The organism is Mycobacterium sp. BMJ-28, from assembly GCF_054404835.1.
Map to the genome: position 1 here is coordinate 1,665,202 of NZ_CM136783.1, position 26,602 is coordinate 1,691,803.

Annotated in this window: 24 protein-coding genes; 10 read left to right on the forward strand and 14 right to left on the reverse strand. The window is 66.8% G+C overall.

All coding sequences use genetic code 11. The features are described 5' to 3' along the window. Positions 1-5 precede the first annotated feature (5 nt). A complete protein-coding gene (gene car / locus ACXPWS_RS08305) occupies positions 6-3,506 on the reverse strand; it encodes a carboxylic acid reductase (protein ID WP_458711985.1) in 3,501 nt (1,166 codons plus the stop codon). Positions 3,507-3,694: 188 nt separating this feature from the next. Between car and cynS the strand changes: the two genes are divergently transcribed. Both cynS and ACXPWS_RS08315 read left to right on the forward strand, forming a co-directional pair. Next, positions 3,695-4,150 (forward strand): cyanase, encoded by a 456-nt coding sequence (gene cynS, locus ACXPWS_RS08310; protein ID WP_458711986.1) that lies wholly within the window; start codon positions 3,695-3,697, stop codon positions 4,148-4,150. Positions 4,151-4,194: 44 nt separating this feature from the next. Further along, positions 4,195-4,902 carry a M24 family metallopeptidase gene (locus ACXPWS_RS08315; protein WP_458711987.1) on the forward strand — a complete coding sequence of 236 codons (708 nt, stop codon included), beginning with the start codon at positions 4,195-4,197 and terminating at the stop codon, positions 4,900-4,902. On the opposite strand, the gene ACXPWS_RS08320 is transcribed toward ACXPWS_RS08315, so the two are convergent. From ACXPWS_RS08320 to ACXPWS_RS08360, 9 genes are all read right to left on the reverse strand, one after another. After that, the gene (locus tag ACXPWS_RS08320; RefSeq protein ID WP_458711988.1) at positions 4,883-7,747 is read right to left on the reverse strand and encodes an MMPL/RND family transporter; all 2,865 of its coding nucleotides are present in this window, start codon (positions 7,745-7,747) and stop codon (positions 4,883-4,885) included. The two genes, ACXPWS_RS08315 and ACXPWS_RS08320, sit on opposite strands and share 20 nt — an antisense overlap. Beyond that, a complete protein-coding gene (locus ACXPWS_RS08325) occupies positions 7,726-8,124 on the reverse strand; it encodes an MmpS family transport accessory protein (RefSeq protein ID WP_458711989.1) in 399 nt (132 codons plus the stop codon). Before ACXPWS_RS08325 ends, ACXPWS_RS08320 begins: the two co-directional genes overlap by 22 nt. 175 nt (positions 8,125-8,299) lie before the next feature. Next, the gene (locus tag ACXPWS_RS08330) at positions 8,300-8,749 is read right to left on the reverse strand and encodes a hypothetical protein (protein WP_458711990.1); all 450 of its coding nucleotides are present in this window, start codon (positions 8,747-8,749) and stop codon (positions 8,300-8,302) included. 309 nt (positions 8,750-9,058) lie between these two features. Next, positions 9,059-9,187 (reverse strand): hypothetical protein, encoded by a 129-nt coding sequence (locus ACXPWS_RS08335; RefSeq protein ID WP_458711991.1) that lies wholly within the window; start codon positions 9,185-9,187, stop codon positions 9,059-9,061. A 41-nt stretch (positions 9,188-9,228) separates the two neighbouring features. Beyond that, entirely contained in the window at positions 9,229-9,918 is a 690-nt protein-coding gene (locus ACXPWS_RS08340; protein ID WP_458713457.1) for a response regulator transcription factor, read from the reverse strand. Positions 9,919-10,504: 586 nt separating this feature from the next. Beyond that, positions 10,505-11,614 (reverse strand): TetR/AcrR family transcriptional regulator, encoded by a 1,110-nt coding sequence (locus tag ACXPWS_RS08345; protein ID WP_458711992.1) that lies wholly within the window; start codon positions 11,612-11,614, stop codon positions 10,505-10,507. A 149-nt stretch (positions 11,615-11,763) separates the two neighbouring features. Continuing rightward, positions 11,764-12,066, reverse strand: a complete 303-nt coding sequence (locus tag ACXPWS_RS08350; protein ID WP_458711993.1) for a hypothetical protein — start codon at positions 12,064-12,066, stop codon at positions 11,764-11,766. After that, on the reverse strand, positions 12,063-13,586 hold the full coding sequence (locus ACXPWS_RS08355) for a class I adenylate-forming enzyme family protein (RefSeq protein WP_458711994.1): 1,524 nt from the start codon (positions 13,584-13,586) through the stop codon (positions 12,063-12,065). The genes ACXPWS_RS08350 and ACXPWS_RS08355 overlap by 4 nt, the downstream gene beginning before the upstream one ends. After that, positions 13,583-14,419, reverse strand: coding sequence for an SDR family oxidoreductase (locus tag ACXPWS_RS08360; RefSeq protein ID WP_458711995.1), 837 nt, complete (start codon positions 14,417-14,419; stop codon positions 13,583-13,585). The genes ACXPWS_RS08355 and ACXPWS_RS08360 overlap by 4 nt, the downstream gene beginning before the upstream one ends. A gap of 208 nt (positions 14,420-14,627) precedes the next feature. Between ACXPWS_RS08360 and ACXPWS_RS08365 the strand changes: the two genes are divergently transcribed. The 4 genes from ACXPWS_RS08365 to ACXPWS_RS08380 all read left to right on the forward strand — a co-directional run bounded on the left by ACXPWS_RS08365 (position 14,628) and on the right by ACXPWS_RS08380 (position 18,696). Continuing rightward, positions 14,628-16,205, forward strand: a complete 1,578-nt coding sequence (locus ACXPWS_RS08365; protein WP_458711996.1) for a methylmalonyl-CoA mutase family protein — start codon at positions 14,628-14,630, stop codon at positions 16,203-16,205. Further along, positions 16,205-16,615: a cobalamin B12-binding domain-containing protein gene (locus tag ACXPWS_RS08370; RefSeq protein WP_458711997.1), complete on the forward strand. Its 411-nt coding sequence runs from the start codon at positions 16,205-16,207 to the stop codon at positions 16,613-16,615. The genes ACXPWS_RS08365 and ACXPWS_RS08370 overlap by 1 nt, the downstream gene beginning before the upstream one ends. Positions 16,616-16,637: 22 nt before the next feature. Next, positions 16,638-17,594: an LLM class F420-dependent oxidoreductase gene (locus tag ACXPWS_RS08375; protein ID WP_458711998.1), complete on the forward strand. Its 957-nt coding sequence runs from the start codon at positions 16,638-16,640 to the stop codon at positions 17,592-17,594. Positions 17,595-17,661: 67 nt separating this feature from the next. Continuing rightward, positions 17,662-18,696 carry a CaiB/BaiF CoA transferase family protein gene (locus ACXPWS_RS08380; protein ID WP_458711999.1) on the forward strand — a complete coding sequence of 345 codons (1,035 nt, stop codon included), beginning with the start codon at positions 17,662-17,664 and terminating at the stop codon, positions 18,694-18,696. On the opposite strand, the gene ACXPWS_RS08385 is transcribed toward ACXPWS_RS08380, so the two are convergent. Beyond that, positions 18,684-18,980: a 2Fe-2S iron-sulfur cluster-binding protein gene (locus ACXPWS_RS08385; protein WP_458712000.1), complete on the reverse strand. Its 297-nt coding sequence runs from the start codon at positions 18,978-18,980 to the stop codon at positions 18,684-18,686. The genes ACXPWS_RS08380 and ACXPWS_RS08385 overlap by 13 nt on opposite strands. 71 nt (positions 18,981-19,051) lie before the next feature. Here ACXPWS_RS08385 and ACXPWS_RS08390 point away from each other — a divergent pair, with 71 nt between their 5' ends. Continuing rightward, the gene (locus ACXPWS_RS08390; RefSeq protein WP_458712001.1) at positions 19,052-20,425 is read left to right on the forward strand and encodes a class I adenylate-forming enzyme family protein; all 1,374 of its coding nucleotides are present in this window, start codon (positions 19,052-19,054) and stop codon (positions 20,423-20,425) included. Here ACXPWS_RS08390 and ACXPWS_RS08395 read toward each other — a convergent pair. The 3 genes from ACXPWS_RS08395 to ACXPWS_RS08405 all read right to left on the reverse strand — a co-directional run bounded on the left by ACXPWS_RS08395 (position 20,415) and on the right by ACXPWS_RS08405 (position 23,457). Further along, a complete protein-coding gene (locus ACXPWS_RS08395; RefSeq protein ID WP_458712002.1) occupies positions 20,415-21,152 on the reverse strand; it encodes an SDR family NAD(P)-dependent oxidoreductase in 738 nt (245 codons plus the stop codon). The two genes, ACXPWS_RS08390 and ACXPWS_RS08395, sit on opposite strands and share 11 nt — an antisense overlap. Next, positions 21,149-21,913, reverse strand: a complete 765-nt coding sequence (locus tag ACXPWS_RS08400) for an SDR family NAD(P)-dependent oxidoreductase (protein ID WP_458712003.1) — start codon at positions 21,911-21,913, stop codon at positions 21,149-21,151. Before ACXPWS_RS08400 ends, ACXPWS_RS08395 begins: the two co-directional genes overlap by 4 nt. An 89-nt stretch (positions 21,914-22,002) precedes the next feature. Next, a complete protein-coding gene (locus ACXPWS_RS08405) occupies positions 22,003-23,457 on the reverse strand; it encodes an APC family permease (RefSeq protein ID WP_458712004.1) in 1,455 nt (484 codons plus the stop codon). A 110-nt stretch (positions 23,458-23,567) separates the two neighbouring features. On the opposite strand from ACXPWS_RS08405, the gene ACXPWS_RS08410 reads away from it, so the two are divergent. The 3 genes from ACXPWS_RS08410 to ACXPWS_RS08420 all read left to right on the forward strand — a co-directional run bounded on the left by ACXPWS_RS08410 (position 23,568) and on the right by ACXPWS_RS08420 (position 26,569). Beyond that, positions 23,568-24,779, forward strand: a complete 1,212-nt coding sequence (locus ACXPWS_RS08410; protein ID WP_458712005.1) for an ROK family transcriptional regulator — start codon at positions 23,568-23,570, stop codon at positions 24,777-24,779. A 20-nt stretch (positions 24,780-24,799) separates the two neighbouring features. Then, a complete protein-coding gene (nagB, locus tag ACXPWS_RS08415) occupies positions 24,800-25,546 on the forward strand; it encodes a glucosamine-6-phosphate deaminase (RefSeq protein WP_458712006.1) in 747 nt (248 codons plus the stop codon). A gap of 117 nt (positions 25,547-25,663) precedes the next feature. After that, positions 25,664-26,569, forward strand: coding sequence for an ArgK/MeaB family GTPase (locus ACXPWS_RS08420; RefSeq protein ID WP_458712007.1), 906 nt, complete (start codon positions 25,664-25,666; stop codon positions 26,567-26,569). Positions 26,570-26,602: the final 33 nt, after the last annotated feature.

Consider the following 26,602-nt stretch of genomic DNA (forward strand, 5'->3'; position numbering starts at 1 on the left):
TGTCGTCAGATCATTCCCAGCTGCCGCAGGTCTGTCAGGTACTTGCCGATCAGGTCCTCGGTGATGTGCGGGATATCGTGCGTGCTGCCGATTCTCGCCGCACGGACGGCCTCTCGGAACACCGCCGTCGGCGCCACCGCACCGCGCAGCGGCTGCTCGGGTTCACGGTAGGCATCCAACAACGCTAGCGCGGAACGTTGGCGCACACGCTCCGGCAGCGCACGCAACGCGCCCTCGAACCGGGCGAGCCACTCGGTGTGATCGCGCACCCGGGTGATCCGGATGCCCGCGTCGATCAGCCAGTCCACGATGACGTCCAGTGAGACGCCGTCGTCGTGCGGGTTCATCACGTCGTACGACCGGAAGCCCGTGAGGCTGTGGCCGCCGATGGTGGCGATGGCCTCGGCCACGAAATCGGCGGGCAGTCCGTCGTAATGCGCCCGCGGCCGCTCGTCGGAGCCGTCTGCGGCGTAGAACGTGTGCGGCGCGAGTCCGGTGGTCACCAGGCTGATCAGCAGCCGGGTGAAGGCATCGGGCATGTTGACCTGACCGGCGTAGGTGCTGTGCGCCAGGATCAGATCGGACCGGAAGACGCTCACGGGCAGCCCGCACAGGTCGTGCGCCTCACGCAGCAGGACCTCGCCGGCCCACTTGCTGTTGGCGTAGCCGCTGGCGTACCCGGCATCGAGTGGGCGTTCGGAACTGACAGTGCGGATATCACCGTCCTCGGTGAAATCGGGCACCGTCATGGCCACCGCCACGGTGGACAGATAGGTCACCGGCTTGAGCCGCTCACTGATAGCCAGCCGGATCACCTCGGCCGTGCCAACGACGTTGGGGCCGAACAGTTGTCCGTACGGCAGCACATGGTTGACCAGTGCGGCCGGGTGCACGACGAGGTCGACCTCGCGCGCCAGTCTCTGCCAGGTCACGTCGTCGAGGCCCAGATTCGGCTCACCGATGTCACCGGGGATCACCTCGAGGTGATCGGCGGCCAGCGAACCGAACTCATGCGCCAACGCCGGATCCGAGTCGAACACCTGCGCCAGCCTACGCAGCGCAGACTCGGGATCGTCGCCGCGAAGCAGAGTCACCAACCGGCCGCCGGTGGCCGACAGTCGCCGCAGCCATTCCAGCGTCAGGAAGCGTCCCAGATAGCCGTTGGCGCCGGTCAACAGCACGGTGTTGACGCGGTCGGTCACCGGGCGTGCCGATGCCGCGGTGCGCAGCGTGGCGTGATCGATGAACTTGTCCAAAGTGAGGTCAGCGGCAGCCAGGGTGGCCGCGCCTGCGCCGTGCACGCTCGAGGCGGTGGGGCGCTTCCCGTCTGATGCCCGTTCGGATTCCACGTATTCGGCCAGTGCTTTCAAGTCCGCCGACGGTCCGATGATCACGCCGACGGGCACGTCGACGCCGAACACCTCGCCGAGCATATTGGAGAAGCTCAGTGCGGACAGTGAATCGCCGCCGAGGTCGGTGAAGTGTTCGTCGGCGCTCGGTGCGGCGCCGGGCAATCCGAGCAGTACCTGCGCCGCCTTGGTCACGGTATCCAGCACTGGCTGGGTGCCGGCGGCCTCGCGCAGGGCCCGCATCTGATCCGTGCGGGCCTGCGATAGATCGGTGTACAGCTGCTCCAGTCGTTCGCCGTAGTGCTCTTTGAGCCTGGGGCGCAGCAGCTTCCCGACGCCCGACAACAGGCCGTTGGTGGTGGTGAACGGCTCGGTTTCGATCAGGAAGTCGGCGGGCACCTCGTAGGACTGCAGCTCGGTGGCCTGGGCGGTGGTGCGTAGCGCGTCGTGGAGCGCCCCCTTGAGGTCGTCAGGGTCGGGATGGTGGGTGAGGGCTTCGTCGGTCGGCACGATGACCGCCAGCAGCGAGGAACGTTCACTGTTGCCGTAGACGAAGATCTGGCGTACCAGCGGGGCGCCGGCGTAGACGGCCTCCAGATTGGAGACCGCGACGAACTCGCCCTGCGCGAGTTTGATGACGTTGTTGCGGCGGTCGAGGTAGACCAGCCGATCGGGTGCGACCTCGGCCATCACATCACCGGTGCGGTAGTAACCCTCGGCGTCGAACACCTCGGCGGTCACATCGGGGCGCTTGTAGTAGCCCGGTGTCGCGGTCGCCGTCCTGACCAGGAGTTCGCCGCGAGGGTGGGGGCGGTCGGTGCCGAAGTAGCCGAGTTCAGGGACGTCGATCAGCTTGTAGTCCAGCACGGGCGGACGGGTGACGACGCCGTCGCGGGTGACGCCGCCCACCTCGGTGAGGCCGTAGACGTCGAACAGCGGTGCTTCGATGGTGTTTTCGAGAAACGCGCGCATATCCGGCGCCAGCGGTGCGGTGCCGACGAATCCGTTGAGCACCCGTCCGCCGAGTAGATACTCGCGTAATTCGGTTTTGGCGTGCGCGTCGGCTTCTGCGGCGGATTCGCCCTCGGCCCGCAGGCTGTCGATGCGGGTCTGGTAGCGCTGGAAGAGCATGTCGACGACGCGTGGGACCACCGCCAGCTGGGTCGGGCCGACCAGTTGCCAATCTTCGAAAAGGGTGGACAGATCGCTCTCGGGTACGAAGTAGCTTGTGCCGCCTGCCTGGAACGACGCCACCAGGGCGATCCGGCCGCCCAGATGGTTCAGCGGCATGAAGTTCACGTTGCGCACCGGCACGTCGCCGTCGGAGACGAAGCCGCTGGTCCACATCATGGCGAGCATGCGTTCGGTCCACATGGCACCCTTGGGCAGGCCGGTGCTGCCCGAGGTGTACAGGATCATCGCCAGCCGCTGGTCGTCGGCGCCGTCGAAGCCCTCGGGTGCCGGGAGGGTCTGTCCGTGGTGGATCACCTCGGCGAGGATCTCGATGGCGACGTCCTTGTGTGCGAGACGAATGCGGGCTCGGGCCAGCGCTTCCCGGTGCGCGTCGACGGCCGCGTCGTAGTCGAACACGGTCAGCCGTTGCACCGACGGGCTGCTCGCGGCGCATTCGGCGGCCAGGTCGAGATAACGGGCGCTGACGGCGAGCACCCGGGGCTCGGTCTCGGCGAAGATCGGCAGCAGCCGGGACGCCGGCGAATTATGCTGCAGCGGAACCGAAACCAGGCCTAGGTAATTGGTGACCAGATCGACGGTCAGGTAGTCGGCACTGGCGAAGCCGATGGTGGCCACGAAGTCACCCGGGCTGACATGGTCGGGACCGTGGTCCCACGCGGCGGCGATGGCCCGCACGTTCGACCACAACCGGCGATAGGAGATGGTGTCGAAGGAAGGCAACAGTCGCTGCTCGCTGCGGCCGGTGGCGGGATCGCGCACGACGGCGGTGTCCCGGGTTCCCAAGGCCGGCCGGTCCGCGTAGCTCTCGGCGTAGATCCGCAAGATCTCGGCGAGGCGGGTGCCGGGGCGCCGGGCCGACGCCACGGCGGCCGCCGACGGCCGCGCGGCCTGCAGGTCGGCGTCGGTGGCGTACAGCCACGCCAGGCGTTCGGCACGGGTGTCGGTGCGGGTCTCGGTGGTCATATCGCGCCTTTCGCTGGCGGTCGCTCAATCTAGGTATAGTGTACTCAACTCAGCCCACGATAGGACGGCCTACCCCCGATGTAAACTGCGCGGTATACCTCGGCCATGTGTGCAACGCATGCGGCATCGGTCCGGACGGCAGACAATCGAAGCGTCACCGCATGAAACCGAATGCAGGAGGGTGCCCGATGTCAGAGCTGCAGCTGGACAGGTCCGATTGTGGGCGGATCATCAACGATGCGCGTGCCGCCAAGGGAATCACCTGGGCTGAGCTGGCCGCCGCGATCAACCGGCCGCTGGTGTGGACCGTGGCCGCATTGCTCGGCAAGCATCCGGTGGCCGCCGACGACGCGGCGACGATCTGCGCCGAGCTGGGGCTGGGTACCGACGTCGAGATGGCGCTGCGACGGCAGCCGTACCGCATCGCAGACCCCGGGGTATCGACGGACCCCACCGTCTACCGGCTGCATGAGGCGATCGATGTCTACGGCCCTGCGCTCAAGGAACTGATTCACGAGGAATTCGGCGACGGCATCATGAGCGCCATCAATTTCGCGGTGTCGTTCGAGCGGAAGCCCGATCCCGGCGGTGACCGCGTGGTCGTGACGTTCGACGGCAAGTTTCTGCCCTACCAGTGGGGATGACACCGTAGCGGCCGCTCCGGCTGGTGGTTCACTAGCCTGGAGGCGTGGACGAAGGTACGCGCGCGATCCGGTTGCTGGACGCCCAGGACAAGGCCGCCGAACTGTTCGACGAGATCAGCGGGCGTCAGATGGTCCGCGCCGGGATCACCGAGCGGCAACTGTCGGGCGAAATCCGCGATCTGGCAGCCGACCTGTTCGGCGTCACCCGGCACTGGCACAAGCGGATCGTGCGCACCGGTGTGAACACGCTGGAGACCGCCCGCGACAATCCTGCGGATCTCACCATCGCCGAGGACGACATCCTCTTTGTGGATCTCGGACCCATCTTCGAGGAATGGGAAGCCGATTTCGGCCGCACTTTCGTCCTCGGCGACGATCCGCGCAAACTGGCCCTGCGTGACGACCTCCCGCGGATCTGGACGGCCGCCCGGGAGTTCTTCTTCGAACACCAGGAGATCACCGGTGCCGAGCTCTTCAGCCATGTTGTGGCGCTGAGTGCAAGTGCCGGTTGGCATTTCGGAGGGACCATCGCGGGACACCTGGTCGGCCAGTTCCCGCACGAGAACATTCCCGGCGACAAGATCGAATCCTACGTGGCACCGGGGTCCGTACACCCGATGCGTCGAAAAGATCGCTCGGGCAACCAATGTCATTGGATTCTCGAGGTGCACCTCGTCGAGCCCGGCCGCCGATACGGTGGGTTCCACGAGGAGCTCCTCGACCTGCCCGTCCCTACACCGATTCCGGGGTGACCGAGCGCGACCGCAGCCGTGACGGTAGCGGGCGCTGGCGCACGAAGGTCGGCCACCAGAACCACGGTCCCAGAAGCCGGACCAGGCACGGCACGATGAACGACCGGACGATCAGGGTGTCGAGCAACAGGCCGATGCACACCGTGGAGCCGACCTGACCGATGGTCCGCAGGTCACTGGACAGCATGGCCAGCATGGTGAACGCGAAGACCAGACCGGCCGAGGTCACCACGCCGCCGGTGCTCCCGAGAGCGCGAACCAGCCCGGTGTTGATCCCGGCGTGCACTTCTTCCTTCAATCTGGCGATCAGCAACAGGTTGTAGTCCGAACCGACGGCCACCAGAATGATGAACGTCAGCGGCAGAATCAGCCAGTGCAGATGCAGTCCGATCAGGTGCTGCCAGATCAGCACCGACAACCCGAACGCCCCGGCGAAGGAGAAGGCCACCGTTCCTGGAATCACCAAGGCGGCCACCAAACTTCGCGTGATGAACATCATGATCAGGAAGATCAGAACGAATGCGGCGATGGCGGCGATGAGCAGATCGGACTTGGCGTACTCCTGGATGTCCCGGTTGTTCGAGCCCGAACCGCCGATGTAGATCTTGGCGCCGGCGAGGGAGGTTTCCTTCAGGGCCACCTTGATGGCGTCGGGGAACTGCTGGACGTGGTCGATACCCTCCTGTCCCATCGCATTGCCCTCATGGGTGACGATGAGCCGGGCGGCCTTGCCGTCCGGCGACATCATCAACTGCTCACCGGTCTTGATGTCCTCGTTGTCGAATGCTTCCCGCGGAATGTAAAAGAAGTCATCGCTGCGCGCCGTGTCGAAGTCATTGCCGACGTTGATCATGTCGTCGAAGGTCTGATCGGTGTTGTCGGCCTGAATGTTGGACGGGCCGTATGTGTTGACGATCAGCGCCTGCAAGCCGCGCATGTCATTGGCCATCAGCTTGAGCTGTGTCACCATCTGGGGGAGCAGTTTGTCGACGACCTCCAGTGAACCGACCGCCTCTTTGATGTCGCCGGCGAGGCTGTCCACGCTGTCCAGCATGTCGAACAGCGATCGGAAGGCCCAGCACGCGGGGATGTCGAAACAGTGTGGTTCCCAATAGAAGTAGTTGCGCAGCGGCCGCATGAAGTCGTCGAGGTTGGCGACCTCGGAATTCATCTGATCGGTGACCTGCTGCATGTCCTCCATGGTCAGGACCGTTGCGTGCATCTCGTCGGAGAGCTTCTGGGTGAGATCGATCGTCTGGTCGAGCACCGTGATGGTGTGCGCCATGATCTGCGCCTGCTGGTCGGTGTTGCTGTTGGACTGTCGGACGAAGGGCAGCTGCATACCGTTGCCACTGCCTTGGGTGGTGAAAAGATAAGGCAGGCTGGCATGTTCGAGCGCTCTGCCCATCGGCCGGGTGATGCTCTGCACCATCGCCACCCCGGGAAGTCGCATCAGTGCCTTGGCGGCCCGGTCCAGGGAGATGAAGTCCGCCGAGTTGCGCATGTCGTGATCCGACTCGATCATCAGCATCTCGCTGAACAGCTTGCTCTGCGGAAAGTGGCGGTCGGCGGCCTGAAAGCCCTGATTGGCGGGCGCGTCGGTCGGCTGATACGTCCGGTCGTCGTAACTCACCTGATAGGTCGGGACGAAGACGGCACCGAGCGAGACGATCGTGACGGCCGCGACCAGAATCGGTTTGGGCCAGCGCACCACGCTGGTGCCGATCCGGCGGTACACCTTCGCCTTGACCTTGCGCTTCGGGTCGAACAAGCCGAACAGGCTGCCCAGACTCAGCAGGGCCGGTACCAATGTGAGGGCGCCGGTGACGGTGAGCACCATGCTGATTGCCACCGCCGGCCCCATGGTGTGGAAGTAGTTCAGCCGCGCGAATGTCAGGCAGAAACACGCGCCGGCGATGGTCAGCCCGGAACCGATGATGACATGCGAAACACCCCGGTACGCGGTGTAGTACGCGTCTTCGCGGGTCTCGCCGTTCAGTCGTGCCTCGTGGTAGCGGCCCAGCAGGAATATGCCGTAATCGGTTCCCGCGCCCAAGGTCAGCGAGACCACCATGTTGACGGCGAAGGAGGAAAGTTCGATGTAGCCGAAATGCCCGAGGGTCGCGATGACGCCCTTGGCGGCCAACATGAGGACCAGCACCCCGAACAGCGGCACCAGCAGTGTGGTGATCGACCGGTACACCAGCAGCAGCATGAAGATGATGAGGAAGATGGTGACGATGGTGATGTTGTTCAGGCTGGAGTTCGCGATGTTCACCGTGTCGGCGGCGAGCGGCGCGGCACCGCTGACGTAGACCTTGAGTCCCTTCGGCGGGGTGTCTTTCGCGACGGTGTCGCGTACCGCGTTGACCGAGTCGTTGGCCTGGATCTGGCCGATGTCGCCGGCCAGTCGAAGTAATACGTAGGCGGACTTGCCATCCAGGCTCTGGGCCCCGGCCGAGGTGATGGGCCTGCCCCAGGTGTCCATCACATACTGCACATGCGCGGTGTCGGCTCTGAGCCGCCGGACGAGGTCGTCGTAGTACTGGTGGTCCGCTTCGCCCAGTGGGCGGTCGGCCTCCAGCACCAGCATGGTCATGCTGGTGGACGTGGACTCCTGGAACTTCTGGCCGATCTGCAGCATGGCCACCTGAGAGGGCGCATAGTGCGGGACGAGCGGGCCGGCGAGTTCCTCGGCCACCCGTTCCACCTGCGGCACAAACGTATTGGTGGACACGGCGAGAATCGCCCAGAACAGGATGATGGGCACGGCCAGGACGCGCACCATTCGGGCGAAGAACGGGCGGGTGGTCCGGTGTGCGCTCATGCCGACTTCACCCGGCATGTGACGTTCGCATCCTGACGGTCATCGGAGTGCTCGTCGCGCACAACGTCGTTCACCAAGATCCGGCAGCCGACCTGGCCGCCGTGGACCTGGGCCGAAATGCTGCCGGAGACCACCGTGAGCGTGGTCGTCTCGTCGTGAGACCACGGTAAAGCGGTGAGATCTTCCTGGTGAGGATGTCCGTCGATGTCCACATAGGAAACGATTCCTCCGCTGCCGGACGAGCCGTACAACTCGTAGGTCAGCTTCTTCGGGGTGAATTCCGGAGGCGCCTGGGGCAGGTTGACGGCGACGACCGGGCCGGGCGCTGACATCTGGTGGACCTTCCACATGCAGAGCGCGCCGAGGGCGAGTGCCACGACGGCCACCATGGGCATCCACGCACGCGTGAGCACGGTCCTGCCGGACGACTGTGAGCTCACCACGCCACCTTTCGGCACCCGCGGTAGAACGGGACAACAGATCTGATATCAATTTGGTTGATATATGGATCAATAGACACTATCAGCGCTTCGGGGTTGATCGAAGTCCGGCGACTCTGTGAATCGGCTGTCAGGCCGCCGGCTGGGCGGCGACCACCGGTACCTGCGGCACGCGGCGCTTGAGTGCCTTGTTTCGCAGGATCTGGATGGTGATGTTGATCGAGGAGAACATCGGGATCACTCCCAGAAAGGTCCGCTCGGACGGGGTCGCCCCGTGCAGGTGCTCCAGGCTGCCCAGCACATAGAAGCAGCCCAGGCTGAAGATGGCGGCCGGAATCGAGAACGCCAGAAACGAGCTCCGGTCGGCGATGGATTGGGTGGCGAATGCGAGTTCGGGCTCGGTCATCGGCTCCCGGTTGCGCACTTTGTTGAGCATTGCCTTGGTGCCACCGACTTCGTCGCCCAAGGGTGAGGGCGGGCGGTTCCGCAACCGCCGGGTGTGCACGAACATCCCGGTCGCGAATACCAGAAGTGCCACAAATGCGATCACCGCCAGATCGCCGTACGTATTGGAATCCATCACGCTGTTCCTTTGCGCCGCCGTAAAATTCGCGAGCGGCTGCGCACGTGCCGACTCGCCGATGACCTGCAGACGGTACCTCAACTAGCTTGAGATACGGAGGTGCCGGGAAAAAGTCACAGATTCAGGCGTCGGGGAATAATTTCGGAATGCCAGGCGAGCTAGGCGGTGCGGCGATGGGCCGTCGGGCTGACCCCGACCCGAGGTTTCAACGCTCGATCAGCGAATGATGATGGCGGAGGGATAATTTCGCGGAAACCGGTAGAATCGCCGTTCTTCTAGGCCAGGAGGCCAAGGAGTCCGCCGACTTCAATCAGCACGCCGCTGCCCCTTTCGTCGCTGGGGCCCCACCCCAGCCAGACCGCGCGCCACCGCGATGGCGATGACGTAGCCGGCGGTGACCAAGCTCAGCGAGCGCGCTTTACCGACTGTCGTCATCGTCGGAGCCTAACCGTGCCGGTGCGGCCGCTCGCCCGTCGTCACCCTCGGCTGCCGACCCTTGCCGGCGGCTTGAGGAGGTAACCGGCGCCGCGCACGGTGTGGATCATCGGCGGGTGCCCGGCGTCGATCTTCTTGCGCAGATACGAGACGAACAATTCGACGAGGTTGGTACTCCTGGCGAAGTGCGAACCCCAGATTTCCTGCAGGATGTCGGTCTTGGAGACGACCCGGCCCGAATTGCGCATCAGGTACCGCAGCAGCCGGAACTCCGTGAACGACAGGATGACCTTTCGGCCGGCCCGGGTGACCTCAAGGGACCATTCATCGAGAACCAGATCACCGATCGTGAGTAGCCCGATACCGGATTCCGAGAAGGCGGCCGATCGGTTGATCAGTGCGCGAAGCCGCAGCACCACCTCGTCCAGGCTGAAGGGTTTGCCGACGTAGTCGTCGCAGCCCTGTTCCAGGCCGGCGATCCGGTCCTCGACGCTGGCTTTGCCGCTGAGAATCATCACCGGAAGGCCCAGGGTCTCCGCTCGTAGCGCCCGCATCACACCCAGCCCATCGGTATCAGGCAGCTCGGCCTCGAGCACCACGATGTCCGGACGTACCTGCTGCGCGCTTCGAATGGCTGCCGACCCGTCGCCGGCTGTGGCCACCGCCCACCCTTCGTGCCGCAACGCGATCGACATCAGTTCCCGGATGAGCGGTTCGCCGTCGACGACCAAGGCGCGGACCGGATCCCTGGCGTGGTGCCAGTCCGGCTGCCGCGGATCTCGCCACTCGGGGGTTTCAGCAACGGAAGTCACGACAGTGTCCCGCGTAGCGGGAGACGTGCTTGGCCGGCGTCCGGATCGCCGGCCGACGGCGAATGGGGCCCGACGGTCCGATGCGACCGGCGCACGGAAATCCGGGGAGGGAATCCGTGTCTGCGCGTCCCTCGGCGATGCCATGCGCCACCGGCGGCTGGCCTCGTTTCAGCCAGAAGAGAGCATGTTAGGTATCCCGACACACCCTAACAATAGCGGTCTGAACTGGTCTTTTCTCGATTTGAATACTGTGAAGATGCACAGTGTCGCAGATGACGGTCGATTCGAGTGCGACACCGGCGGCCGTCGGTTCACCGGGCGGGTGCGGTCGGGTGCATGAACGCAGCGCGGTCTGGCGGGCAGATTCGGCGACCAGAGTGCCGTGGCGGTCGGCATCGAACCGACGGCCCGGCCCACCTCGCGCTCATCTCGCTCTCACGGCGCGCACAGTTGGCACTCAGCAAAGAATAGTAAAGGTGTGCCCGGCGCTGGGACGCCGCGGCGCCTACGGCGGGCCGGGGCTACCCGGCCCGCCCGGACCTGGGCCTGGGCGTGCGGGCATCCCGGGCCCGACTGGGGGTGGTGCGCCGAAGCCTGGGCCGGGAGGTCGGAACGGTTGCGTCGGTGGTCTGGGCGGCATGCCGGACGTACCCGACGGCCGGCGTGGCCGGCTCGGCTTGTCGCCGGTGGCCGTACCCGGGTCCTCGGGTGTTGCGGTGCGCACCACCCCGGGGGCGTTCGGTGTCGTGCTGGTCGGAGCCGGCTCGGCTGCCGGTGTGGGCGGCGCCGGTGTCGTCAGTGTGGATGACGGACCGGGCAGGGGAGCGGGCGGGGTGACGGGCGCAGCGGCAGGCGTGGTCGCGGTCGTCGACGTGGATGTCGACGTAGATGAGGAATCCGTCGGTGTGAACTCGCGCTGGACCGGATAGACCAGCAGCGCGCCGCCGAGCAATCCGGCGACCAGCACGCCGGCCGCCGCCAGATGCAGCTGGGGGCGGCGCCGCAAGGGTGTGGCCTCGGCGGCCGGGACGACTGCGCCGGCCAGCGGCCCGAGCGCCCTGCGCGCGTAGTCGGCGACATCCGACCGGACGTTCATGGAATGCTCAGCCCGCTCCAACAACAGCAGCGAATGCGCCAGGCGCACGAAGACGTCGGCAAGCGCGTCAGGGTCCGTCATCACCACGTGCGACTGGGCGGCCAGAACGTGCAGATGCTCGACAACCTGCGGGAGCACCAGGTTCAGCACGGTCCCCGAGCTCACCGTCAGCATTGCCAGGAGCGTGTCGCGGTCGGTGTCCAATTCCCTGCGCATCAAGGGGTGGCGGTGAATCGACCACACGGTGTCGACGAAAGCCTCGATGAATCGATCGTCAAAAGATTCGTATTCGCCCGTGCCGGTGAAGGCGGAGTCGAGAACGGCGCGCAATTCACCCATTGCGGCCGCGCGGAGCAGTTCGTTCTTGCTCGACCAGCGACGATAAACCGTCATGTGAGACACGCCCGCGTATTTGGCCACCAGCTCCACGGTCGAGCGTTTGAACCCGAAATCGGCCAGCACACGCGTTGCCGCGTCGAGAATCTTGGCTCCGGTGGGGTCGGGCGCCTGCCCAGACACGCTGCTACCTCTCGTCGCGGACGCTACTGACTTCCGATCCGCGCCGTCGTCCGGTGGCTACTGGCATCCAGGATGCTAGCCGCTGGGCAAAGCCGCCGCACGCAACCAGGACTCAGCTGTGCGGTTCCACAGCATTCGCGCCGACCCACTCAGTCGCTGGCGGGCAGCGGCTTGGCTTCCTTGATGCTCAGCGGGGTGGAGCCGATGCTCAGAGTTCCGGCCCCGGCCTTGGTCACCAGGACTTCGGCGCCGCTGTCGTCGACGTAGCGCTTGCCCATCAGATTGCCATCGGACAGCGCGGCGTCCAGCGCCAGTCCGTCGGCGACGGCGCCGCCGACCGGCACCATGGGCGCCCCACCTGCGCGGAGGTCGTCGAGACTGTCACTGCTGCGCACCACGATCACCTGGGTGTCACAGACCTGGCTCTGCAAGCGGGTGCCGTTCTTGATCATGCTGGCTCCTTACTGACCTCCGGCGGGGCCGGAATTCGGGCATCAGTCAACTCGCTGACGAGTTCGCGGCGCAGCACCTTGCCGGTCGCGTTGGTGGGCAGTTCGTCGCGGAAGACGACGCGGTCGGGGGTGCGGGAGCCGCGCAGCTGACCCCGGACAAAGGATCGCAGCTCTTCCGGATCGGGATTGACGCCGGCCGCCGGCACCACGACCGCGACGATGATCTGCCCCCACTGCGGATCCTCGGCGCCGACGACGGCGCAGTCGCGCACCTCGGGATGCTCGACGAGGACGTCCTCGATCTCGGCCGGGGCGATGTTCTCCCCACCCCGGATGATGGTGTCGTCCGAGCGGCCGCCGATGTAGAGATAGCCGTCTTCATCAAGGGTGGCAACATCTTTGGTGGCGAACCAGCCTTCGTCGTCGAGCACCGAGCCGATGCCGGTGTAGCGCCCCGATACCTGCTCGCCGCGGACGAACAGTTCGCCGGTCCGGTTCGGGCCGAGCACGGTGCCGTCCTCGGCGCGGATCTGCACCTCGATACCGGGCACCGGCCGGCCGACCGAGCCGAGCCGTTTGGCCAGCGCGCCGTCGGATGAGCCGAGCGCGATCCGGTGATCGTCCGGGGTGAGGACGGCGATGGTGGAACTGGTCTCGGTGAGGCCGTAGGCGTTGACGAAGCCGACGCCGGGAAACAGCCCGAGCGCCTTGCGCACCAACGGCAATGCCACCTTGGAGCCCCCATAGGCCAGCGTCCGCAGGGTGGGCAGGGCGGCGTTCTCGGTTTCGAGCACGGTGACGATGCGGTCCAGCATGGTCGGCACGACGGTGGCCGACGTGACGTCCTCGGAGGCCACCAATCGCACCCATTCGCGGGCGTCGAAATGGGGCAGGTACACCATCTTCCGGCCGGCGTACAGATTCGACAGCGCGGCGCTCACCCCCGCGATGTGATACGGCGGCACGCAGATCAGTGCGGCATCAGTGGCGTCCGCGGAGTCGAACTCAACCGTGCCGGTGATATAGCTGGTGAGGTTATTGTGGCTGAGCTCAACGGCTTTGGGCTGCGATGTGGTACCGGAGGTGAACAGCACCACCGCCACCGCGTCCGGATCGGCGAACTCAGCCACCGGCTCGGCGGTGCCTGCCCGGGCCAGGAACTCCTGGGAACCGATCACCCGGTATCCATCGCCGACCGCGTCGCGGTACTCGTCGTCGACCACCACCAGCGGGTCGGGCAGTCGGTCGATCAGGGCACGCAACCCCTGCGCGGACAGCCGGTAATTGAGAGGAGTGAAGGTCACGTCGGCACGTGCTGCGGCGAACAGCAACAGGGGCAACAGCGCACCGCCGGAGCCGACGTAGGCGACGTGGCGCGCACCCGAGGCGGCGATCACGCCGGCACCGCCGTCGGCGAGCGCGCTCAACTCCTGCACCGTCAGCCGCAGATCGCCCGACACCACCGCCGTGCGGTCCGGGTTCGCCGACGACGACATCTCCAACAGCAGCGAAATACTCATGGCTTGTCCACGAAGATATCCCAGATGGGCTCCTCGCCACCGCCGTAGCCGGACAGGTCGGTGATCCCAGCCGCGGTCAGCACGTCGGCATCGATGTAGGTCTGGCCGTTGGATTCGCCGGCCGGGCGGGTCAAGATCTGGACGGCGGCGTCGGCCATGATCTGCGGGTCGCGCGACGACGCCGCCAAGCTGTCGCCGTCGGCCAGATTCGTCACCGCGGAGGTGGCGATATAGGTCTGCGGCCACAGACAGCTGAAGCCGATCCCGGCGTCGGCGTACTCGACGGCCCATCCCAGCGACAGCAGCGTCATGCCGTACTTGCTCACCGTGTAGGTGGGGTGCGCGCCCAGCCAGTACGGGTTCAGGTTCAACGGCGGGGCCAAGGTGATGACGTGCGCGTTCGCGGCGGCCCGCAGATGCGGCAGCGCGGCCTTGGTGAGCAGGAACGTGCCGCGGACGTTGATGTCCATCATCAGGTCGAATTTCTTGGCCGACAGGGACTCGCTGGCTTCGGTCGCTATGGCACTGGCGTTGTTGATCACGATGTCCACGCCACCGAAGGTCTGCACCGCGGTGTCGACCGCGCGCTGCACATCTTCTTCCTTGCGCACGTCGCCCACGACCGCGACGGCCTTGGCGCCCACCGCCTCGACGTCGGCGACTGCGGTGTGGACCGTGCCCGGCAGCTTGGGGTGGGGCTCGGCGGTCTTGGCGAGCAGCACGATGTTGGCGCCCTGCTCGGCCGCGCCGAGCGCGATGGCCAGGCCGATGCCGCGGCTGCCCCCGGACACCACCAGGGTGCGGTCGGCTAGTGGACGGTGCGCGGTGGACATGGGCCTCCCTGAGCTCTTACCTCTTGATGGTATTGCCATTCTCATTTTCAGCAAGTGTCATAATCGCTCATGTACAGGCACGACGCCCGCGCGGGGGGTGGTTTGCGGCGCGCCAGGACCGCAGAAAAGGGTCCGATAACGCTGCACCGTGCATGTTTCCCGCGTGCGGTATTGGCATTCTCATTTTTTGCAAGTACGTTATCCACTGATGAGCGAGCACGTACAGACCCCATCGGGCATCCCGCTGGCGCCCGTCTACGGACCGGGTGACCGTGCCGGCGAGCCGCCCGCGCCAGGTGAGTATCCCTTCACACGCGGCAACTTCGCGTCCGGATACCGCGGCAAGACCTGGACCTTCCGGCAGTATTCGGGCTTCGGCACCGCCGAGGAGTCCAACCAGCGTTACCGGTACCTCCTCGACCAGGGCGGCACCGGACTGTCGGTGGCGTTGGATCTGCCCACCCAGTGCGGTTATGACTCCGACGATCCCGAGTACGGCGAAGAGGTCGGTCGTGTCGGTGTCGCGGTGGACACCCTCGCCGACGCCGAGATTCTGTTCGACGGCATCCCGCTGGAGGCGATCAGCACCAGCTTCACCATCAACGGCACCGCGGCGATCCTGCTCGCGTTCTATGTGGCGGCCGCGGAGAAGAAGGGGGTGCCGAGGGAAAAGCTGACCGGCACCATCCAGAACGACATCCTCAAGGAGTACGCCTCCCGCGGCACCTGGATCTGGCCGCCGACGCCGTCGCTGCGACTGATCGCCGACACCATCGAGTTCTGTGCCGCCGAGGTGCCGCGTTTCAACGCGATCTCGGTGGCGGGCGCGCACTTCCGCGATGCCGGCGCCAATGCCGTGCAGGAGATGGCCTTCACCCTGGCCGACGGTGTGACCTATTGCGACACCGTCGTCGAGCGTGGCCGGATGAGCATCGACAAGTTCGCCCCGCAGATCTCGTTCTTCTTCTACACCCATGGCGATTTCTTCGAGGAGATCGCCAAATACCGTGCCGGACGGCGACGCTGGGCCACCATCGTGCGGGAGCGCTACGGCGCGACCACCGACAAGGCGTCCATGTTTCGGTTCGGGTGTGTAGCCGGCGGTGCGTCGCTGTACGCGCCGCAAGCCCAGAACAACCTGGTGCGGGTGGCCTACGAGTCGATGGCGGCCGTGCTCGGCGGCGTGCAGTCGATGTTCACCGCGGCCTGGGATGAGCCGTTCGCCCTGCCCAGTGAGGAGTCGGCGACCCTCGCCCTGCGCACCCAGCAGATCCTGGCCTACGAAACCGGCGTCACCAAAGTCGCGGACCCGCTGGGGGGTTCGTACTTCGTGGAAGCGCTCACCGATGCCACCGAGGCCAAGATCATCGAGATCATGGGTGACCTCGAGGCGCACGGCGGCATGGTGCGCTGCATCGAGGACGGTTACCTGCAGGGCCTGATCGCCGACGAGGCCTTCAAGATCCATCACGAGGTCGAATCCGGCGAACGTCCCGTCGTCGGCGTGAACAAGTTCGTCGTCGACGAGCCGGCGCCAGATCTGGCGACCTACGAACTGGACGCCGCCGGGCGCGACCTGCAGCTCAAACGACTGGCGCGGGTGAAGGCCGAGCGGGATCCGATTGCCGCCAAACAAGCGTTGGTGGCCCTGTCCAATGCGGCCGAGGGGGACGACAACCTGATGCACAAGCTGATCGACTGCGCCAACGCGTACTGCACCGTCGGCGAGATGGTGGCGGCGCTCAAGGCCGTATGGGGCGAGTTCCAGCAGCCGGTGGTGTTCTAGTGGCCACCCGAGTGCTGGTCGCAAAGCCCGGTCTGGACGGACACGACCGCGGCGCCAAGATCGTCGCCCGGACCTTGCGTGACGCCGGCTTCGAGGTCATCTATACCGGTATCCGGCAGCGCATCGAGGACATCGTCTCGATCGCGCTGCAGGAAGACGTTGCACTGGTGGGCCTTTCCATCCTGTCCGGGGCACATGTCGCGTTGACGGCGCGCACGGTGGATGCGCTGCGCGCCGCCGACGCCGGGGATATCGCCGTCGTGGTGGGCGGCACCATCCCGCAGGGTGATGTGCAGAAGTTGCTCGACGCCGGTGCGGCGGCGGTATTCCCGACCGGGACCGGGCTGGACGCCCTGGTGACCGAGGTCCGGGCACTGACTGAGAAGGCTGGTGAGCCGGCATGCGATTAGGGCGGGCGGAGCGGGGCGGGTTATGCGATTAGGCGTGATGATCGGGGCCGAGCGTGGTGATATGGCCCGCAAGGTCTCCAAGCTGGTGTCCGACGTCCAGTGGGCCGAGTCCGCGGGGCTGGACAGCGCGTGGATGCCGCAGGTGCCCAACGATTTCGACTGTCTCACCATGGTGGCGTTGATGGCGGCGAACACGTCGCGCATCGAACTGGGCACCGCGGTGGTACCGCTGCAGGCGCAACATCCGGTCGCACTGGCACGCCAGGCGCTTTCGGTGCACGCGATGTCTGGCGGGCGGCTGGCGCTCGGGGTCGGGCCGTCGCACCACTGGATCGTGGGTGACATGCTGGGCTTGCCGTACGAGAAGCCCGCGGCATACACGCGCGACTATCTGGAGGTGCTCAACACGGCGATCGCCGGGCCGGGACCGGTTGATGTGCAGAATGATTCGTTCACCGTGCACAACCCGACGGTGCTGGCGGCCGACACCCCGATGCCGGTGTTGGTGTCCGCACTGGGCCCGGTGATGCTGCAGATCGCCGGCGAGCACGCCGACGGTACCTCGCTGTGGATGGCCGACGAGAAGGCGATCGGCGAGCACATCGCGCCGAAGATCAACAAGGCGGCCGCCGAGGCGGGCAAGCCGGCGCCGCGCATCGTGGCGGGCATCCCCGTCACGCTGTGCGCCAACTCCGAGATCGAGGCGGCCAAGGAGCGGGCCAACCGCATCCTGGCCGAGGCCGAGACGTCGCCGAACTATCAGCGGCTGCTGGACCGCGGGGAGGCCCGCAGCGTCGGTGACCTGTGCGCCGCCGGTGATGAAGAGTCGATCCTGAAGCGATTCAAGCAGTTCGCCGACGCCGGTGTCACCGACCTGTCGGTGCGTCTGCTGCCGATCGGGGACACCCGAGACGAACTGATCGCGTCGAAGTACCGCACGCGTGAGGTGATCGCCGAACTCGCGAAGCAGGTGCGGTGAGTCGCCGACACCACGGTTTGTCACGAGTTCTCGGTCCGATGGCGGCACAAACCGTAGTGTCGGCGCCATGAACGGCCCACTGTCCGGTATCCGCATCGTCGAGGTCGGGGTGATGCTCGCCGGCCCGTACGCCACCATGCTGCTGGCCGATCTCGGCGCCGAGGTGATCAAGGTCGAGCCACCCGGCGGCGAGATCTCGCGCCAGGTCAGCGACAGCTACTTCGCCAGCCTGAATCGCAACAAGCGCAGCGTGTGCCTGGACCTGCGTTCAGCCGACGGGCAGGCGAAACTCGCCGAATTGGTGGCCGATTCGCACGCGCTGCTGGTGAACATGAAACCGTCGGCGATCAAGAAACTCGGCCTGACCTATGACGCACTGCGCTCGCACAACGAGAAGATCGTGTGCGTCGCGCTGACCGGCTACGGGCTGCACGGCGGTGACGACCCGGCCTTCGACTACGTGATCCAGGCGGCGACCGGCGTGGCCGCCATGACCGGCGACCCCGAGGCGCCCCCCACCCTGCCCGGGTATTCGGCTGCCGACAACTCCACCGGGCTGACGGCGGCTCTCGGGCTGCTGGCCCAGATCGTCTCGGGCCGCGGCGGCCAGGTGGATGTGTCGCTGCGCGATGTCATGCTGTCGCAACTGAACTATCGCGCGTCGGCCTACCTCAACGACGGTGTGCATCCGCGCCGGTACCCGTTCGGGGCGCATTCGTATTACGTTCCGGCTCAGCTTTTCCCGACCGCCGAAGGGTATCTGGCGCTGTTCATCACCCATGACGGTTTCTGGAAGTCGTTCGCCGGCGAAGCCGGGATCGGTGGGTTCCTCACCATGGCCGAACGTGCCGCGCGCCGGGACGAGGTGCTGGCCCTGGTATCGGTGGCGCTTGCCGCCGATACCGCGGCCAACTGGGAGGCCAGGCTCAAACCGCTGGGCATCCCCGCCGCGGCGGTCCGCACCTTGCCCGAGGCGCTCGCCGAGACGCCCGAGATGGTGGTGCAGGCCGGTGACTTCCGGTTGGTGGGCAGCCCGATCAAGGTGGCTGGCTACCAGCCCGAGTACCGCCCGGCGCCGGTGTTCGAGACTCAGTCCTCGTAATCGACGACGACGGGGCCGGGATTCGGCACGGCCTGGCAGGTCAGCACGTAGCCCTCGGCCACCTCGTCATCGTCGAGGGCGTCGTTGACCCGCATGGTGGCGCTGCCCTCGGTGAGCTTGGCGATGCAGGTGCCGCAGTTGCCTGCTTCGCAGGAGAACGGCGGCGTCAGCCCATTGCGGCGGGCGGTCTCCAGTAATGTCTCGCCCGGTTTGCCGGTCACCGTCGTGCGCGCGCGATCCAGCAGGATCGTCACCTCGTCTGCGGGCACGGGTTCTGCCGTCATGACACTCTCCTGGGCGTGTGGTTCTGACAAATGGAGAATATCATTCTCTTATCTGGATAAGATACTCGACGATGAGTGATGCGGTAGCCGGCGTGCTCGCGTTCGATGACCGTCAGTACACCCTGGCGGAGCTCGATGCGCTCGCCGACGGAATGGCGGACACCCTGTCGCAGCGCGGCGTCCGGTCCGGGGACCGGGTGGCGATGATGTCGTCGAACCGTCCCGAGTTCGTGATCGCGCTGCGGGCCATCTGGCGCGTCGGTGCGGCGGTGGTGCTGATCAGCCCGTCCTGGAAACACGCCGAGGTCGCCCACGCGCTGGCGTTGACGGCGCCGGTGCTGGGGGTGGGGGATCAGCCGCTGCTGGCCGAGCTGCTGCCGGTGGTGCACCTCGACGAGCCGATAGAACCGGGCGCCGGTCGAGGGGATCCGGCGGCGCCGGAATCCGATGCGCTGTTCGTCTTCAGCTCGGGGACCACCGGGATGCCCAAGGCGGTCCGGCACACGCACGCCGGATTCGCCACGGCGATTGCGCACTGGCGAACCGCACTCGGCCTGACGGCGGCCGACCGCATGCAGATCATGACGCCGCCGTCGCACATCCTGGGCCTGCTCAACATCGCCACGGTGCTCGACACCGGCGCGTGGATGCGGCTGCACCGCCGGTTCGACATCGATTCCATGCTCGAGCACATCCAACGCGACCGGATCACCATCGAAATGGCCGTCGCACCCATCGCGCTCGCGGTGGCTGCCCACCCGGACCTGGAATCCTACGATCTGTCCTCGCTGCGCTACATCATGTGGTGCGCCACCCCGGTGACCAAGAGCGTCGCCGATGCCGTCACCGGACGGGTTGGTGTGCAGTGGGTTTCGGCGTATGGAGCCAGCGAGCTGCCGGTCATCGCGTGCTGTCCGATCGGGGCGGCCAGGTTGGACACCGTGGGTAAACCGGTGGCCGGGGTGGCGGTGCGGATCGCGCGGACCGGGGAGATCGAGGTCCGCTCGGATTCGGCGATGGCCGGCTATCTGCCCGAAGGTGAGACCGCCGCGGTGTTCGACGGGCCGTGGTATCGCACCGGAGACATCGGCCATCTCGACGAGGACGGCTGGCTGCACATCACCGACCGGCTCAAGGAGATGATCAAGGTGCGTGGGTTCCAGGTCGCGCCCGCGGAGGTGGAGGCGGTGCTGCACGCTCACCCGGCGGTCGCCGACTGCGCGGTGTTCGGCGTTCCCGATGCGGCCGACGGCGAAGCGGTTGTCGCGGCGGTGGTGGGCCAGGTCTCAGAACCCGAGGCCGTCGACTGGGTGGGGCAGCGCCTTGCGTCGTACAAGAAGCCGCGCAGGGTGGTCGTCGTCGATGAGATTCCGCGCCTGCCTTCGGGAAAGGTGCTGCGCCGGTTGCTGCGCGACCGGTACTGCCGGTCGGTAGTCAATCCTTGATCAGCTCCTCTGACCGTGCCACCGTGCCGGTGATTCCGTTGGCATCCTGACCGGCCAGCAAGACCGCCGCCGCGGCCATCGCCTCGGGCGGTTCCACCATCTCCGGCGGGATCTCGACGCCCATGCCGCCGGCCTGCCACCCTTCGGTGAGTACCACCCGGGACGGACTGAGGCAGTTGACGGCGATGTTGTCGGCCGACAGATCGTCGGCCAGGCCGAGGTAGAGGCGTTCGGCGGCGGCCTTGGACACCCAGTAGGCGTTGGCGCCGGGCATCCCGACGCCGGTCGTGGTGATGGCCATCAGCGATCCGCCGCCGCGGGCCCGCACGTGCGGGATCACCGCTTTGGTCACCAGGAAGACGCCGGTCAGATTGACGTCCAGGCACAGCTGCCAGCGCTTGAGCGGGGTGGACTCGATCGGTCCCAGCCACAACACCCCGGCGTTGGCCACCAGGATGTCGATGCCGCCGAACTCCGAAACCGTCGCCGCCACAGCGTCATCGACCGATCGTTCGTCGGTGACATCGCACGGTAGGGCCAGCGCCCGGCCGCCGGCCGCGGTGATCGACGCCGCCACCGACCCGACGGTGCCCGGCAACTTACCCGGCTGCTCGGAGCGGGCCGCGACCGCCACCGACGCCCCCGCCGCGGCCAGCGCACGGGCGATGGTTGCACCGATCCCTCGGCTGGCGCCGGCGACGAACGCGGTCTTACCCAGCAGGGTCACCGGGGCGGGAACCGCAGCGCTCCGTCGAGGCGGATGATCTCGCCGTTGAGGTAGTCGTTCTCGACGATGCTCTGCGCCAGCTGGGCGTACTCGGTCGAACGGCCCATGCGCTTGGGGAACGGGATCTGCGGTGCCCAGTACTGCTCCAGCTTGTCCGCATTTTGCCCGTACGCCGGAGTGTTGATGGTGCCCGGGGCGATGGTGACGACGCGGATGCCCAGCGGGGACAGATCGCGGGCGGCCACCAGGGTCATACCCAGCACGCCCCCCTTGGCGGCGGCATACGGCAACTGGCCGACCTGCCCCTCGTAGCCGGCGATGGAGGCGGTGTTGATGATGACGCCGCGGGCGCCTTCCTCCAGCGGTTCGGTGCGGGCGATGGCCGCCGCGGTCAGCCGCAGCACGTTGAACACGGCGGTCAAGTAAAACTTGATCGTCTTTTCGAAACCCTCGAGGTCCAGCGGGGATCCGTCCTTGCCGATCAGCCGTCCGCCGGCGGCCGGACCGCCATGGGTGTCCACCGAAATGCGAAGCGGGGCAAGCGCTTCGGCCTCGGCGATCGCCGCGTTGACGGACTCTTCGGAGGTGGCGTCGGTGCGGACGTACCGCACCCCCAGCTCATCGGCGAGCTTGGGGCCCTTTTCGTCGGCCAGGTCTGCGACGACCACCTTGGCGCCGGCGGCATGCAGTCGCCGGACGGTCGCTTCGCCCAGGCCTCCCGCTCCACCGACGACGAGCGCGGAGCTACCGGCGATCTCCATGTGATTCCCTTCGTGAAACTGTCACTCTCGACTTGCGAGAATAGCATTCTCTCGATGGTGGGAAGGGGCTCAGCCGCCAATCGGGTGGCCTAACGGGCCGGCAGGTCCGATCGCCCGCCGACATCGTCGATGAAGGTCTCCTTGATCTCCTTGATCTCCTTGATCTCCTTCGGGCCGAAGGGCCAGGTGTTCTCGGTCTTGGCGTAGACCAGGAAGGCGACGCAGCCGATGATGATCCAGCCGACGGACAATCCGATCGACAGCCAGGTGGCCGACAGGTAGATGTAGATCCACCCGACCAGCGCGATGACCGTCGGCACCGGGTACAGCCACTGCCGGTACGGCCGAACCAGATTCGGCTGGCGCCGGCGCAGCACGATGATCGCCGCCACCTGCGCCAGCGACTGCACCAACAGCAGCGTTGCGACGGCCGCGTTGATGATGGTCGTCAACGTGAACAGCGATCCGATCATCGTGATCGCGCCCATGGCGATCACGCCCGCGGTGGGCAGGTGCAACTTCGGGTGCAGGTGGCCGAACACGGGCAGGAAAACCTTGTCGCGGGCGGCCTCGTAGGGCACCCGGGAGCCGCCGAGCAGTCCGGCGAACACCGAACCGACGGCCGCCACGACGATCAGGCCGGTGATGATCTGGGCGGCGGTGGAACCCCACGCCTGCTCCAGCACCGACGATGCGACCGAGGTGGCGGTCTTGAGCTCGTCGAGCGGGATCGAGCCGAGCACGCCGACCTGCAACAGGAAGTACAGGCTCATGATGCCGAGGATCGCGAAGATGATCGACCGCGGGATGGTGCGGCCGGGGTCGCGCATCTCCGCGCCGAGGTAGGCGGTGGTGTTGTAGCCGAGGTAGTCGTAGACGGCGATGATCAGGCCGGCGCCCAGGCCTGCCCAGAACGTGCCGTGGCCGCCGAACGCGCCGGGGGTGAACGCGAATGCCTGCGCGGCACTGAAGCGGCTGAACGCGGCGACGATCGTGCTGAGCACGGCGACCAGCATGACCACGAACAGGCCGGTGGTGAGCTTGCCGATCTGGCCGATCTTGCGGAACAGCGCCACCATGATCAGCAGCGTGATGCCGACGCCGATCACCTTGCCCAGGGCGGTGTTTCCGGACGCGTCGGTAACGCCCGGAATCAGGTAGCCCAGGTACTGGACCAGACCGATGATGCCGGTGGACATGATCAGCGGGATGAACAGCACGGCACTCCACACGAACAGGAACGGCATCAGCCGGCCGGTGCGGTACTGAAACGCCTCCCGCAGATAGATGTAGGTGCCGCCGGCGCCGGGCATGGCCGCGCCGAGTTCGGCCCAGATCAGGCCGTCGGCAAGCGACAGGATGGCGCCGATGATCCAGCCGAACATGGCCTCCGGCCCACCGATGGTGGCGACCATGGCGGGAATCGTGACGAACGGTCCGATGCCGCACATCTGGGTCATGTTGATGGCGGTGGCCTGGAGCGGGCCGATCTTGCGTTCGAGTGCGGGCTGGCGAGCTGGGGCTCCGGTCTCGGGGGCGTTCACGGGGCACCTCCTTGGCTGACGTAGTTTGTTAGTAAAGTTTCTTAACATATGTGGCATCGGTGTGGAAGGGTTTGTTTGTAAACTCTGGAGCCGACAGAGCGGAGGTGGCGGTGCAAGACCGTGCAGCACCACAGGCGGGCACTCCGGCGAGCATGCGTGCGCTCAACCAGCGGTTGGTACTCGACCGGCTGCGAGAGCATGGCGAGGCGACCCGTCCGGAAATCGCCGCCAACACCGGCTTGTCGAAACCGACGGTGGGACAAGCGCTTCTGGATCTCGAACAGCACGGGCTGGTGCGGGCGATCGGCCGGCGCGCTGATCGGCCCGGCCGGGCGGCGGTCGTCTACCGCACCGCACCGGATGCCGGCCACATCGTCGGCGTCGACATCGGCCGTCGTGCGCTGCACGTCGCGGTCGCCAACCTCGACGGTGAGGTGGTGGCCCGCGTCGAGCAGCCGAACCGCAGCCGCTCGGGTGCAATGCTGGTGCGCACGCTCGCCGACCTCGTCGGGCGGGCCACCGCCGAGGCCGGGCTCGCCGGCGACGACATCGTGGTCACCGTCCTCGGGACGCCGGGTATCCCGGACACGGCGGCCGGCACCGTGCATCGCTCGCCGAACCTGCCCGGTTGGGAGCGGCGCGGGCTGCTCGGCGAGCTCACGGCTCAGCTGGGTTCCAATGGCTCCACGGTGATCGTGGAGAACGACGCCAACCTGTGTGCGGTCGGCGAGCACGCACGAGGCGCGGCGCAAGGCGTCGACGTGGTGGCCTGCCTCACCGTCGGTACCGGCATCGGGTTGGGAATCCTGCTCGGCGGCAGACTGTTTCGGGGTGCGCACGGCGCTGCGGGCGAGATCGCCGACCTGCCCTATGGCCGGGTGCCCGCCGGAGTGCCGACGCGCAGGCCCGGCCCGGTGGAGGTGGTGGCGGCCGGTGAGGCCGTGGTGTCGGCTGCCCGCGATGCCGGGCTGAACCTGCCGAGTGCCAAGGCGATCTTCGACGCGGCTCGCGACGGTGACGCACGCGCGATGCGGGTCGTGGTGGACGAGGCGGCCAAGTTGGCGCGGGTGGTCTCGGTGATCACCGCGGTGCTGGACCCCGGCCTCATCGTGCTGGCCGGTGGTATCGGGCGCAACGCGGACCTGTTGTCCGACCCCATGCGCCGCGAGCTGGCCGAGACCATCCCGTGGGTACCCGACATCGTCGGGGGCGACCTCGGGGACGACGCCGTCCTCATCGGTGCCACCGTGATCGCCATGGACACCGCATGGGATCTGGTATTCGACCGTCGCGTCCTGGGCCGCCCGGCCCGCGACGCCTGAGCCTGGAGAGAAAGCCGACGATGGAAGTCATCATCAGCCACGACGACGCCGCATGCGGTGTGATCGTCGCCGACGTCTTCGACCGCGCCGTCCGGTCGGGGGCCGCCACCCTCGGGCTGGCGACCGGGTCGTCACCGCTGTCGGTGTACCGGGAACTGATCCGCCGGCACCGCGACGAGGGCCTGGGTTTCGCGGCGGTGCAGGCCTTCCTGCTCGACGAGTACGTGGGCCTGCCGGCGGGGCACCCACAGTCCTACGCGCACGTCATCCGGACGGAGTTCACCGACCACGTCGACATCGACCGGGCGCGGGTGTGCGGCCCAGATGGATCCGCTGCCGACATCGTCGCTGCCGCAGCGCAATACGACGCGTTGATCGCCGAGGCGGGCCCGGTGGACGTGCAGTTGCTCGGCATCGGTGGCAACGGGCACATCGGTTTCAACGAGCCGGGCTCGCCGCTGGATTCACGTACCAGGGTGACGACGCTGACCGAGCAGACCCGGCAGGACAATGCGCGGTTCTTCGACAGCATCGACGAGGTGCCCCACCGGGTCATCACCCAGGGCCTCGGCACCATTCGATCGGCCCGGCACCTTGTCCTGATCGCCACCGGTGAACACAAGGCCGCCGCCGTCGCCGCGGCCGTCGAAGGGCCCGTCACCGCCGACTGCCCGGCGTCGGTGCTGCAGTGGCACCCGCAGGTGACCGTTGTCCTGGACACGGCCGCGGCGGGGCGGCTGGCGCATTCGGGTTACGCCGTCAGGTGACCAAACCCCGCTGACCGCAAGCGGAGTCGCCGATGTGCGGGTGCTCCGCCGTATTTTTCCGGCTCAACGGCGGCCTCTGGGCCCGAACGCGGGGGCCTGGTCTTAGAGTCAGCTGCAATGACAATCATCGATTTACTGGCAGCTGCCCGTGGCGGTTCGCAACGAGCGACCGGCCGCTTGCTGAGCATGGTCGAGGGCGATCGCCGCGGCGAGGTGCTGGCCGCACTGGAGACGCGTGCCGTCCGCACCGTCGGTATCACCGGGCCGCCGGGCGCCGGTAAGTCGACGACGGTCGCGGTGCTGGTGGCCGCTTACCGAGCCCGCGGGCTCCGGGTCGCAGTGCTGGCCGTCGACCCGTCCTCGCCGTACAGCGGGGGCGCGCTGCTGGGTGACCGGATCCGGATGGCCGCCCATATCAACGATCCCGACGTGCTGATCCGATCGGTGGCCACCCGTGGGCATCTGGGTGGGCTCTCGGCCGCCGTCCCCGCGGCGATCCGTCTGCTCGCCGCGCTGTCCTTCGACGTCGTCGTGCTGGAGACGGTCGGCGTCGGACAGTCCGAGGTGGAGATCGCCGCCGTCGCGGACCCGACGGTGGCCATCCTCAATCCCGGTGCGGGGGATGCGGTTCAGGCCGCGAAAGCCGGGTTGCTGGAGGTCGCTGACATCATCGTCGTCAACAAGGCCGACCGCGAGGGTGCCGATCAGACGGTGCGCGATTTGCACATCGAAACCGGCATGCCGGTGCTGAAGATCATCGCCGCGGAAAACACCGGCATCGACGAATTGGTCGACGCCATCGACGCCCACCACCGGTCCGACGACGCGCCGCGGCGTGCCGCCCGGGCCCGCTTGCAGATCCTGTCGCTGGCGCAGAGCGCACTGCGCTCACATCCGGGATTGGCCGAGTTGGCTGGCGGCGTCGCGGGAGGCGACCTCGACGTGTACACCGCCACGGCCCGGCTGTTGGACGGCGTCCAGGTCACGCCGAATGAGAATGTGGTTTCCGAGTTTCGGAAGTGATACTGTACGAAATCGTTAACGTATTCTGTTGCG

Bases quoted from the DNA above. Each gene is read 5' to 3' on its own strand.
- car (WP_458711985.1), bottom strand. From the start codon at position 3,506: ATGACCACCGAGACCCGCACCGACACCCGTGCCGAACGCCTGGCGTGG.
- cynS (WP_458711986.1), top strand. From the start codon at position 3,695: ATGTCAGAGCTGCAGCTGGACAGGTCCGATTGTGGGCGGATCATCAAC.
- ACXPWS_RS08320 (WP_458711988.1), bottom strand. From the start codon at position 7,747: ATGCCGGGTGAAGTCGGCATGAGCGCACACCGGACCACCCGCCCGTTC.
- ACXPWS_RS08325 (WP_458711989.1), bottom strand. From the start codon at position 8,124: ATGCCCATGGTGGCCGTCGTGGCACTCGCCCTCGGCGCGCTCTGCATG.
- ACXPWS_RS08330 (WP_458711990.1), bottom strand. From the start codon at position 8,749: ATGGATTCCAATACGTACGGCGATCTGGCGGTGATCGCATTTGTGGCA.
- ACXPWS_RS08335 (WP_458711991.1), bottom strand. From the start codon at position 9,187: ATGACGACAGTCGGTAAAGCGCGCTCGCTGAGCTTGGTCACCGCCGGC.
- ACXPWS_RS08350 (WP_458711993.1), bottom strand. From the start codon at position 12,066: ATGATCAAGAACGGCACCCGCTTGCAGAGCCAGGTCTGTGACACCCAG.
- ACXPWS_RS08355 (WP_458711994.1), bottom strand. From the start codon at position 13,586: ATGAGTATTTCGCTGCTGTTGGAGATGTCGTCGTCGGCGAACCCGGAC.
- ACXPWS_RS08360 (WP_458711995.1), bottom strand. From the start codon at position 14,419: ATGTCCACCGCGCACCGTCCACTAGCCGACCGCACCCTGGTGGTGTCC.
- ACXPWS_RS08365 (WP_458711996.1), top strand. From the start codon at position 14,628: ATGAGCGAGCACGTACAGACCCCATCGGGCATCCCGCTGGCGCCCGTC.
- ACXPWS_RS08375 (WP_458711998.1), top strand. From the start codon at position 16,638: ATGCGATTAGGCGTGATGATCGGGGCCGAGCGTGGTGATATGGCCCGC.
- ACXPWS_RS08380 (WP_458711999.1), top strand. From the start codon at position 17,662: ATGAACGGCCCACTGTCCGGTATCCGCATCGTCGAGGTCGGGGTGATG.
- ACXPWS_RS08385 (WP_458712000.1), bottom strand. From the start codon at position 18,980: ATGACGGCAGAACCCGTGCCCGCAGACGAGGTGACGATCCTGCTGGAT.
- ACXPWS_RS08390 (WP_458712001.1), top strand. From the start codon at position 19,052: ATGAGTGATGCGGTAGCCGGCGTGCTCGCGTTCGATGACCGTCAGTAC.
- ACXPWS_RS08400 (WP_458712003.1), bottom strand. From the start codon at position 21,913: ATGGAGATCGCCGGTAGCTCCGCGCTCGTCGTCGGTGGAGCGGGAGGC.
- nagB (WP_458712006.1), top strand. From the start codon at position 24,800: ATGGAAGTCATCATCAGCCACGACGACGCCGCATGCGGTGTGATCGTC.
- ACXPWS_RS08420 (WP_458712007.1), top strand. From the start codon at position 25,664: ATGACAATCATCGATTTACTGGCAGCTGCCCGTGGCGGTTCGCAACGA.